Origin of the sequence: Asticcacaulis sp. (assembly GCF_020217185.1) — a bacterium.
In the GTDB taxonomy this organism is placed as follows: Bacteria; Pseudomonadota; Alphaproteobacteria; order Caulobacterales; family Caulobacteraceae; genus Asticcacaulis.
The window spans coordinates 1-10,000 of record NZ_JAIWNX010000073.1 but is presented as its reverse complement, the minus strand read 5'-3'; the positions used below and the strand labels follow the sequence as shown (position 1 = coordinate 10,000).

8 protein-coding genes and 1 pseudogene are annotated in these 10,000 nt (G+C 61.6%); all 9 read left to right on the top strand.

Annotated elements, in window-relative coordinates; translation table 11 throughout:
- A partial coding sequence (locus tag LDL37_RS03565; protein WP_290794440.1) for a hypothetical protein occupies positions 1-790 on the top strand: 790 nt, incomplete at its 5' end.
- Positions 791-810: 20 nt separating this feature from the next.
- Positions 811-2,130, top strand: coding sequence for a Tol-Pal system beta propeller repeat protein TolB (tolB, locus tag LDL37_RS03560; RefSeq protein ID WP_366509213.1), 1,320 nt, complete (start codon positions 811-813; stop codon positions 2,128-2,130).
- A gap of 275 nt (positions 2,131-2,405) precedes the next feature.
- Positions 2,406-2,960: a peptidoglycan-associated lipoprotein Pal gene (gene pal, locus LDL37_RS03555; protein ID WP_290794437.1), complete on the top strand. Its 555-nt coding sequence runs from the start codon at positions 2,406-2,408 to the stop codon at positions 2,958-2,960.
- A gap of 219 nt (positions 2,961-3,179) precedes the next feature.
- Entirely contained in the window at positions 3,180-4,115 is a 936-nt protein-coding gene (locus LDL37_RS03550) for a CsgG/HfaB family protein (protein ID WP_290794434.1), read from the top strand.
- 175 nt (positions 4,116-4,290) lie between these two features.
- Positions 4,291-5,199 (top strand): tetratricopeptide repeat protein, encoded by a 909-nt coding sequence (locus tag LDL37_RS03545; RefSeq protein ID WP_290794431.1) that lies wholly within the window; start codon positions 4,291-4,293, stop codon positions 5,197-5,199.
- A complete protein-coding gene (gene tilS, locus LDL37_RS03540) occupies positions 5,190-6,470 on the top strand; it encodes a tRNA lysidine(34) synthetase TilS (RefSeq protein ID WP_366509212.1) in 1,281 nt (426 codons plus the stop codon). Before LDL37_RS03545 ends, tilS begins: the two co-directional genes overlap by 10 nt.
- A gap of 91 nt (positions 6,471-6,561) precedes the next feature.
- Positions 6,562-8,463, top strand: coding sequence for an ATP-dependent zinc metalloprotease FtsH (gene ftsH / locus LDL37_RS03535; RefSeq protein WP_290794429.1), 1,902 nt, complete (start codon positions 6,562-6,564; stop codon positions 8,461-8,463).
- Between the two features lie 282 nt (positions 8,464-8,745).
- Positions 8,746-9,630 carry a cell division protein FtsQ/DivIB gene (locus tag LDL37_RS03530; RefSeq protein WP_290794424.1) on the top strand — a complete coding sequence of 295 codons (885 nt, stop codon included), beginning with the start codon at positions 8,746-8,748 and terminating at the stop codon, positions 9,628-9,630.
- 12 nt (positions 9,631-9,642) lie between these two features.
- A pseudogene (locus LDL37_RS03525) lies at positions 9,643-10,000 on the top strand (cell division protein FtsA); the annotation flags it as partial.

Genomic DNA, 10,000 nt, shown 5'->3' with positions numbered 1-10,000 from the left:
CCTTATAGGTTCGCTTCTCCTGCACGCGGGTGTGCTGGCGCTTGCCTTCCTCAACTGGAACACCCTGCCGGACGCCAAGCCGGTGGTGTCGGTGCCGGTGCAGATCGTGGCCGAACTGCCCGAACGCTCGATGGCCGCCGCGCCGGTCGATGAGACGGCGGTGCTGGAGCCCGTGCCTGAGCCTGCGCCCGCGGAACCCGTGCCGACGCCTGAGCCAGAACCGGTCCCGACACCGCCCGCGCCGAAACAGCCGGTGCCGGAGGTGAAGAAGGAAACCAAAAAGCCTGAGCCCAAAAAGCTGGAGCCTGTCAAACCGGCCAAGACCAAGCCAGACCCCAAGGGCACGCAGAAGCCGAAGCCTCAGACGCTTGATCTCGATTCCCTTTCTCAGGTGAAGTCCTCGCCTCCTAAGTCCAACTCACGGACTCCGGCCCGCCCGACCCGCACGCCGACCGATGGCTCGTCAGCACGAGGCAGTGCCGCGGCGGATACGGGTTTGGCGCTTAATCAAGTCATTAGCCGCCTGCAGCAACTCTGGTCACCCAACTGCGACGTTCCCGGAGCAGAGCGTGTGAATCCTGAAATCACGTTCACAATCTCACCCAATGGGCGCGTCATCAAGGGCCCGGAGTGGACAAACCGTCGCGCTGATCCGTTGTGGGAAGCTGCCGCAGTGCGCGCACAGGCGGCGGTTAAGAAAGGCGAACTCTTTTCCGGTTTGCCCGATGAACTTTATAACAGACCACTGGCAATCACCTTTCGTGGTGATCAGGCTTGTCGGGGGCGTTAATGATCACGTCAGGAGAGGCTATGACCTATTTCTTGAAGCGGCTTAAGCACTTTGTATTTTCAGCTTTCATCGCTATCGGTCCGCTTGTGGCTACGCATGCGGTGGCACAGACTCCGCTACGCGGCGAGGTCACCGAGGGCGTGATCGCGCCCCTGCCCATCGCCATCGACATCGAATCGAGCGGTTCTGATCTGGGCGACAAGATCACCAAGGTGGTGATGGCTGACCTTGAGCGGTCGGGCTTCTTCAAGCCCATCGACCCCAATGCTTTTATCGAACAAAGCGTCGGCATTGACGCCACGCCCACCTTCGCCAGCTGGAAGACTATCAATGCGCAGGCGCTCGCCAATGGCGTGGCGCGTGTCGATGGGGAAGGCCGCCTTCAGGTCGATTTCCGCCTATGGGACGTCTTTTCCGAAAAGCAGCTTCTGGGGCAATCGGTAACGGCCACGCCGGAAAACTGGCGCCGTATCGCGCACAAGATCGCCGATGCCATCTATGAAAAGCTGACCGGTGAAGAGGGCTACTTCGATACCCGCATCGTCTTCGTGGCCGAAAGCGGGGCGCGCGGTAAGCGCGTCAAGCGACTGGCCATCATGGATCAGGACGGGGCCAATCCGTCCTATCTGACCGACGGCTCATATAAGGTGATGACGCCGCGCTTCTCGGCCGACTCTCAGGAAGTGGCCTATATGGTGCTGCGCGAAGACTCAGCGCGCATCTATGTTTTCAATATCGAGACGGGGCGTCAGGAAGCCGTGGGCCAGATCAAGGGCATGGTCTTCGCGCCGCGCTTTTCGCCCGATGGCAGCAAGCTGGCCTATTCGGTGGCGCAGGGCGGTAATACGGATATCTATGTGATGGACCTGCGCACGCGGGCTACGCGCCGCGTAACGACCGATCCCGGCATCGACACCTCGCCCTCCTTCTCGCCGGACGGTTCGACCATCGTGTTTAACTCCGACCGGGGCGGTTCGCCGCAGCTTTACGCCATGAATGCCGACGGTTCGGGTGTGCGCCGCATTTCGTTCGGTGGCGGTATCTATTCGACGCCGGTGTTCAGCCCCAAGGGTGACAAAATCGCCTTCACCAAGCAGTCGGGCGGGCGGTTTTCCATCGGCGTGATGGATGCCGGGGGCGGCAATGAAAAGCTGCTGACTTCATCCTTCCTCGAAGAGGGCCCGACCTGGGCCCCCAATGGCCGCTACATCATGTTCTTCCGCGAACCGCCGGGCGCTTTGCCGTCGCTGTGGATGGTGGAAGCGTCGGGTCGCATTGAGCGCGCCGTGCCTTATTCGGGTGGCGCATCAGACCCGGCGTGGTCGCCCCGACTGAAATAGGGGGCATATCGCGCGATATTCCCTATCGGATACTAATTTTTACGAGCCCAAATCCTTATTTTGCCTATGAGGATTTGGGCTCACCCTGTTTTTTGAGCGCATTATGTGTGCAGTGCAACATCTTTGCCACAAGACTGTTACAGAATGTAACTAAACGTGGTGTTAGGGTTTGACAAATTCGCCATCTGGCGGAAAAGTAGCATCATTCATTTTCTCAGGAAATGGCACGCCGTTTCCATCCACTTTGCAATTGTTCCAACCAAGGGGTTTTTTCGATGACCAAGTCTGTATTCAAACTCGCTCTGCTGGCCTGCGCCACGCTATCCGTGGCCGCCTGCGCCGGTAAGAAGCCGGAAGTCGTGACGCCCCCGCCGGCCGTTGTCGAACAGCCGGCAACACCCCCGGCCTATACGCCCCCGCCGCCCGCCGAGACCAAGCCGCTGTCGCCGACCGGCCCGGTTCCGGGTTCGCAGCAAGACTTCGTCGTCAATGTCGGCGACCGCGTGTTCTTCGATCTGGATCAGTCGTCGCTGCGTGAAGACGCCAAGGCCCTGCTCGATAAGCAAGCCGCGTGGCTCGTTCGCTATCCGGCCGTGAAGGTCCGCATCGAAGGCAATGCCGACGAGCGCGGCACCCGTGAATACAACTTTGCCCTGGGCGCGCGTCGCGCCGAGTCGGTGTCGCAGTACTTGACCTCCAAGGGTGTGGTGCCGTCGCGCATCTCGACCATCTCCTACGGTAAGGAAAACCCGATCGCTACGGGCGCTGACGAAGAAGCCTGGTCGCAAAACCGTAACGCCCACACCGCCATCACCGAAGGCGCGCAATAAGCGTTCAGACCAGGATGACTGAATGAAAAGGGTCCGGTTCGCCGGGCCCTTTTTTATACCCTGAATGGGGGAGGGGGCGGGCTCAGGCTTGCCGCAACCCCTCTCGCCTGCTATCGCAGGGGAAAGTAGAGTCCGCGTCACCGCGTTGGTCGGCCTGTCCGTTGAACAGGCGACCCTCACCCGAACAGCATCCCGACATTTCATACCAGGGGGTAGGATATGCATAAATATCTCAGCGCCATCGCGTTGGCCGCTCTTGTCGTGCCGGCGACTGGCATGGCCCAGACGGCCAAACCGTCCAAGGTTCAGCAAACTCAGAACAGCATGATGGACTCGATCCCGAAGTGCACGAAGAAGCTGGGGACCATCTCCATCGTCAACGGTGACGATGAACGCGGCTGGGCGCAGAACAATCTGGCCCCGCCGCAAAAGCTGCTGCGTGTCATCGTTCAGAAGTCCGGCTGCTTTTCGCTGGTCGATCGCGGGGCAGGCATGAACGCGGCGCAGCGCGAGCGTGATCTGGCGGCGGGTATTGGCCTGCAAGGCGGCTCCAATGTCGGTCAGAACCAGATCAAGGCAGCGGATTTCGTGCTGGTGGCTGAGGTCGCTGCGGCGGACTCCAATACGGGTGGCGGCGGTGCCGCAGGCATTATTGGCGGTATGGTCGGCGGTCGCGCCGGGGCCGTTATTGGCGGCTTCCGTACCAAGAAGCTCGAAGCCAACACCATCCTGTCGCTGACGGACGTGCGCACGTCGGAATCCAATTCGTTTGAAGGCAGCGCAGCCAAGAACGACCTGACCTGGGGTGTCGGCGGTGGCGCGGGCTTTGCCGGGGCCGTCGGCGGCGGCTATGAAGATACGGAAATCGGCCGTATCGTAACCCAAGCCTTTATCGTCACCTACACCAACATGGTGCAGGAAATGGGTGGCCTTGACGTCGGCGGTAAGGCCGCCGCGCCGCAGCGCTCGTTCGTCGTCCTGACGCCGACCAGCCTGCGCGCCACCCCGGCCGCGACCGGCAAGATGATCCGCGCCCTGCCCAAGGACATGCTCCTCTATCCGACCGGCAATAAGGACGGCATGTGGTGGGAAGTCATGGACGATAACGACAATGTCGGCTGGGTGCAGAACGACAAGCTTACCGCCGCGAAATAGATTAAGGAAGCCCCGCCCAGTTGGCGGGGTTTTCTCTTGGTCCTCTATGCCACAGCCGGCGTCTTAATTTCGCCGGAGTGGCCCGTCACGATGGAAACCGTTACAAAAATGGTTGACATCTGAGGCGCGCACGTCAGGTATTTGAACACGCGCCCCCACAGGTTTCAGGACACGCATGACCCGCCAGAGTTTAAAGGCCACCCTTTCCGCCCTGACGATCGCCGTTGCGACGGCGGCCTCACTGAGCGCGGTTGCGCCGACGCCCGCCCACGCCCAGCTTTTTTCGATTGATCAGGACGAGGCCGACGACAAATCGCCCCCGGTTGAATGGGACAAAAAGCGTCTGGAACGTCTGGACCGCAATGTGCGCAAACTGGAACGCGCCATTTCGAATTATGAAGGCAAGACCGGTAAGAATGCCGGGCCGCCCGCTTTGATCGAACCGGACCCCGAAGTCGTAGCACTTCAGGCAACGGTCGAAATCCTGTCGCGTAAGGTTGACGATCAGGCGCAGCAGATCACGCGCCTGACCGGTCAGATCGAAGAGGCCGGCTTCGCCGCGCGTCAGGCCAATGAAAAGATCGCCGGGCTGGAGGCGCGTATCGGCACGCTGATCCAGCGCCTTGATCTGGCCGAAGCCCACCTGAAAGACATCGACGCGGCGCTGGCCGGACCGCCGCCCCCCCCACCGACCACCGGAACGGCCGAAGGAGACTTCAATCAGGCCTACGACCTGCTGACCAACGGCAAGATGGACGACGCCGAGCGCGCCTTTACCGAGTTTACGACCAAGTGGGCCTCGGCACCGCAGACGCCGGAAGCCTGGTTCCGTCTGGGGCAGATTCGCACCGTCAAAGGGGACGTCTCCGGGTCGGTGGCCGCCTATGCCACCTCGCTCAAGGGCTGGCCCAAGACGAGCTGGGCCCCCGAAGCGACCGTGAAGCTGGCCACCGCCCTGGCGCAAACCGACGCGCCGAAATCGTGCGTCGCGATTGCGGAATTTAACAAGCGGTATGCTTCGGCGGCGTCGGCGGCCATCAAGTCGCAGGCCAAGGCGCTGGCGACCAAGGGCAAGTGCAGCTAATACCTCCTGATGTAAAATCGCGGCTTGCGGCGGGTCTGGAACGCTTTCCGGACATAGCCGCAAGCCGTTTGCGTTTCGCTGAGTATCTCAATGGGCCGGCGGAACGGCCCGTGGGCGTCGCGGTGTCTGGTGGTGGAGACTCTGTGGCCCTTTTCCTCCTGTTGTGGCTGTGGGGGCAGAGACCACTGGAGGTGTTCACCGTTGATCATGGCATCAACCCCCTGAGCGCCGACTGGGTGCGCGGTGTCGAAGCGCTGGGGCACGCGTTGGGTGTGCCGGTCACTGTCCTGCGCTGGGCGGGGGATAAGCCTCGTACCGGGCTTCAGGCGGCGGCGCGCCGGGCACGGCATTCTCTGATCCTCGAAGCGGCGCGGGCTAAAGACATCCGCGTCCTCTGTCTGGGACACAATGCCGATGACGTGGCCGAAGCCGCCGCCATGCGCGCCGAAGGTTCGACGGTTGGCGCACCGAAACTGTGGTCGCCCGCGCCCTTCTGGCCGCAGGGGGAGGGGATGTTCTATCTGCGCCCCCTGCTGGGCATCGGGCGGGCGCGGCTGCGGGACTGGCTGAACGCGGTGGGTGTGTCCTATGTCGATGACCCGGCCAATGCCAACCCTACCTATCTGCGCGCGCGGGTACGGCAACAGGGGGTGAGGCCTTCTTCGACCGATATGCGTAGCGCCACCCTCTCACCGGATTTGGCGGTTGCAATGAATGTAACGCCAACAGGTGCCGCCTGTTTCCATATCCCTGCCTTGCCAGCACCTGACATCCTCGCGGCCCTGATCGTCTGTGCCGGGGGTGGGGACAAGCTGCCGCGTCAGGCGGAGCTTGCGCATATCCTCACCGCTTCTGCGGCGGGGCGCAGGCGCTTTACCCTGTGCGGGGCGCGCATCGAAGCGCACGAGGGTGGCTGGCTGATCTGCCGTGAGCCCGGCGACATGACCCGCAATGGGGCACGCCCTGAGCGGATCGGTGATATCTGGGACGGACGCTACCGCGTGCCTGCTTACGCCATCGGGGGCGAAATCGTCCCGGCAAAGGGGCATCTTAACGCTCTGTCCCCGCAAGATCGCCTGCGTTTGAAAGGCCTGCCGCCCGCCGTGCGCGCCGCCGTGCCTGTGCTGAAACACGACGAGTCGGTACGCCTGTTTGCGGCAGGAGATTTGCAGGACGTGACGTACAACCGGTTGCGTGCGGCGCTTGGCCTCATCCGTAACGAAGAGGAAGCCTGTCGTCCCGCGTTTTCCTGCGGTCTGCCGGTAGCGTAGCGTTAAAGAGCCTACTATATAGGTTCAACCAACAGGCGGTTTCTGGCCGCCGTCAAGACCCGCAGCCCGCTGGCTGCTTGTGAGGAAGCTTATGAATTTTCGTGCTCTGACGATTGTCGGGATACTTCTGGCGGTTCTGATGGTCGGTTATGCCGTGGTCGGTAAGACCCCTTATCAGAATGCGCCGAAGGAAATGAGCTATTCGGTGCTCAAGGAACGGGTCAATGCGGGTCAGATCGTATCGGCCGATATCGACCGCGATCAGGCCGTGGTTACCGACACCGCCAAGCAGAAGCACAAGGTCGTCATCCCCTATCCCAATAGCGATACGGCCGACTGGCTCGATTCCAAGAACGTGAAGGTCAATATGAAGACCGTCACCCAGCCCTTCCTGGTGTCGCTGCTGTCCGGTCTGTTGCCCATTCTGCTGATCGTCGGCCTGTGGCTGTTCTTCATGCGTCAGATGCAGGGCGGCGGTCGTGGGGCTATGGGCTTCGGCAAGTCGAAGGCCCGCCTTCTGACCGAGCACAAGAACCGCGTCACCTTTGCTGATGTGGCCGGCGTCGATGAGGCCAAGGAAGAGTTGCAGGAGGTCGTCGATTTCCTGAAAGACCCGACCAAGTTCCAGAAGCTGGGCGGTAAGATTCCAAAGGGTGCCCTGCTGGTTGGCCCTCCGGGTACGGGTAAGACCATGCTGGCCCGTGCGGTGGCCGGTGAAGCGGGCGTGCCCTTTTTCTCGATTTCGGGTTCGGACTTCGTGGAAATGTTCGTCGGCGTCGGTGCCTCGCGCGTGCGTGACATGTTCGAACAGGCCAAGAAGAATGCGCCGTGCATCATCTTCATCGACGAAATCGACGCCGTGGGTCGCCATCGCGGCGCCGGTCATGGCGGCGGTAATGATGAGCGCGAACAGACCCTCAACCAGTTGCTGGTTGAGATGGACGGGTTCGAAGCTCAGGAAGGCATTATCATCATCGCGGCGACCAACCGTCCGGACGTGCTCGATTCAGCGCTTCTGCGTCCCGGCCGCTTCGACCGTCAGGTGACGGTGCCGAACCCCGACCTGACCGGTCGCGAAGCCATCCTGCGCGTTCACATGCGCAATGTGCCTTTGGCCGTCGATGTCGATGTCAAGGTGGTGGCGCGCGGCACGCCGGGCTTCTCCGGGGCCGATCTGGCCAATCTGGTCAACGAAGCGGCGCTGATGGCGGCGCGCAAGGACCGCAAGCTGGTCACGATGAAGGACTTTGAAGACGCCAAGGACAAGGTGCTGATGGGGGCCGAGCGCCGCTCCATGGCCATGTCCGAAGCCGAAAAGAAGCTGACGGCCTATCACGAAGGCGGTCACGCCATCGTGGCGCTGAAGGCCCCGGAAGCCGATCCGGTGCACAAGGCCACCATCATTCCGCGCGGTCGTGCGCTCGGTATGGTGATGCAGCTTCCCGAAGGTGATCGCTATTCGCAAAACTATGTGCAGATGACCTCGCGTCTGGCCATTCTGATGGCGGGGCGTGTCGCCGAAGAACTGATCTTCGGTAAGGATCAGATCACGTCGGGGGCGTCATCGGACATCCAGCAGGCGACTCGTCTGGCCAAGGCCATGGTCACGCGCTGGGGATATTCGGACGCACTGGGTCTCGTCAACTATAAGGATGCTGAGGATGAGCACGGGGCCTTTGGTCGCGACGTCTCGGAATCGACGGCTCAGACCATCGACGGTGAAGTCAAACGTCTGGTGCAGGGCGGCTATGATGAAGCCAAACGCATCCTGACCGAAAACCTCGACAACCTGCATCGTCTGGCCCAGACCCTGCTTGATGTCGAAACCCTCAGCGGTGAAGAGATCGAAAAGGTCCTACGCGGTGAAGAGATCGTGCGCGACGAAGACACCGGCATCCTGATCGAAAACACCACCCGTCTGGCAGTGCCCACGACGGATGAACCGGAGCCTCTGCCGGAAACCGTGGTGCCGGAGGTCAAGGAAGGCGTTTGATACCGCTTTGTCCCTTGATGATAAAAGGCCTGCGCCCTCCGGCGCAGGCCTTTTCTGGTTTTGAGGCGTGGAGGAAAAGACCCACAAAATATGCCTAACGAAAACCTGCCCGAGACGGTGTTCGTTAGCGGATCATTAAGGTTGTTGCGGTCTATTGATCCTCTCAGCCTCCTGATTTTAGGGCACTGCCGTACCGGTTCAAAGAACCGCAGGGCGCGCCCGCGTTGTAGGTGGCTGAAGCGCCACCGGCCCTGACTGGGCGGACGATCACGAGGACAGAATATGCCAGCCGTCGTCAGAGGCGGGCGCCGTCAGGCGGCCCCGGTTTCGAAAGCGTCACCCCGTCAGGCGGCTCCGCGTGGCCGTGGCGGGCGCAAGGTCGAAGCCGGAAAATTTGCCCTGCTTGGCGGTGTGGTTATGCCCAATGAGTTGACGGCGTGGTTAGGCTTTCTGGGCGCGGCCGGTCTGATGGCTGTGTTCCTGCTGACCGGCGGGCGTGCGGAAGCCCTGCGTACAGGTGTGGTGAATTTTACCGATGCGCGCATCGCGTCCATTGGCATCAATCTTCAGAATGTGCGCCTGCAAGGCGTGTCCGACGTGGCCCGCGAAGACATCCGCAAGGCGATGCAGTTTCAGCGCGGGCAACCACTGGCCCTGATGGACCTCAACAAGGTCAAGGCCGATGTGGAATCCGTCGGCTGGGTCAAATCGGCCGTGGTGCGCCGTCAGTTGCCGGATCAGTTGATCATCAGCGTTGTGGAGCGCCCGCGTCTGGCGGTGTGGCAGTATCAGAACAAGACCTACGTCATCGACGATACGGGCAAGGTCATCCCCGAAGCCCATTCCGGCAACTTCCTCGATCTGCCTCTGGTGGTGGGCCAGGAAGCCAATGCCGCCAGTGCTGACATCCTGCGACTGATGCAGGCACGGCCGGAGCTGATGTCGCGCGTCTGGGCGCTGGTGCGCGTGGATACGCGCCGCTGGGACATACGTCTGAAAAACAACACTATTATCAAATTGCCGGCGCTGGATCAGGATGAGGCCCTCAACCGCCTCGATGGCCTGATCAGCCAGCAGCGCATCCTCGATCAGGGGCTGGCGGTCATTGACCTCACCGATCCCAATGCCCTGGTCGTCAAACCCTTCGAAACCGCCCCCGCAGCCTAAGGTTCTCCGTCCATGTCGCGTCTAGAAGATCGCAAACTGGCCAAAGAAGGACGTCACGTCGAAGCCGCCTCGCGTCAGTCCGCCGTGATGGCCGTGACGCCGGGCGTCGTCGCGTCTCTGGATCTGGGAGCCTCGAAGATCGGCTGTTTCATCATGAAGCCGGACGGTGTGCGTAGCGCCGACCACTCCATTCGTGTGGCGGGGGTCGGCTTTGTGCAGTCGCGCGGTGTGCGCGCCGGCAATATTATCGACATGGAAGCCGCCGCCACCGCCATCGCTCAGGCGGTTGAGCGTGCTGAGGCCATGGCCAATGTCTCGGTACAGGGGGTTCGCGTTTCGGTGCCGGGGGCGCAGACCGCGTCGCATCGCG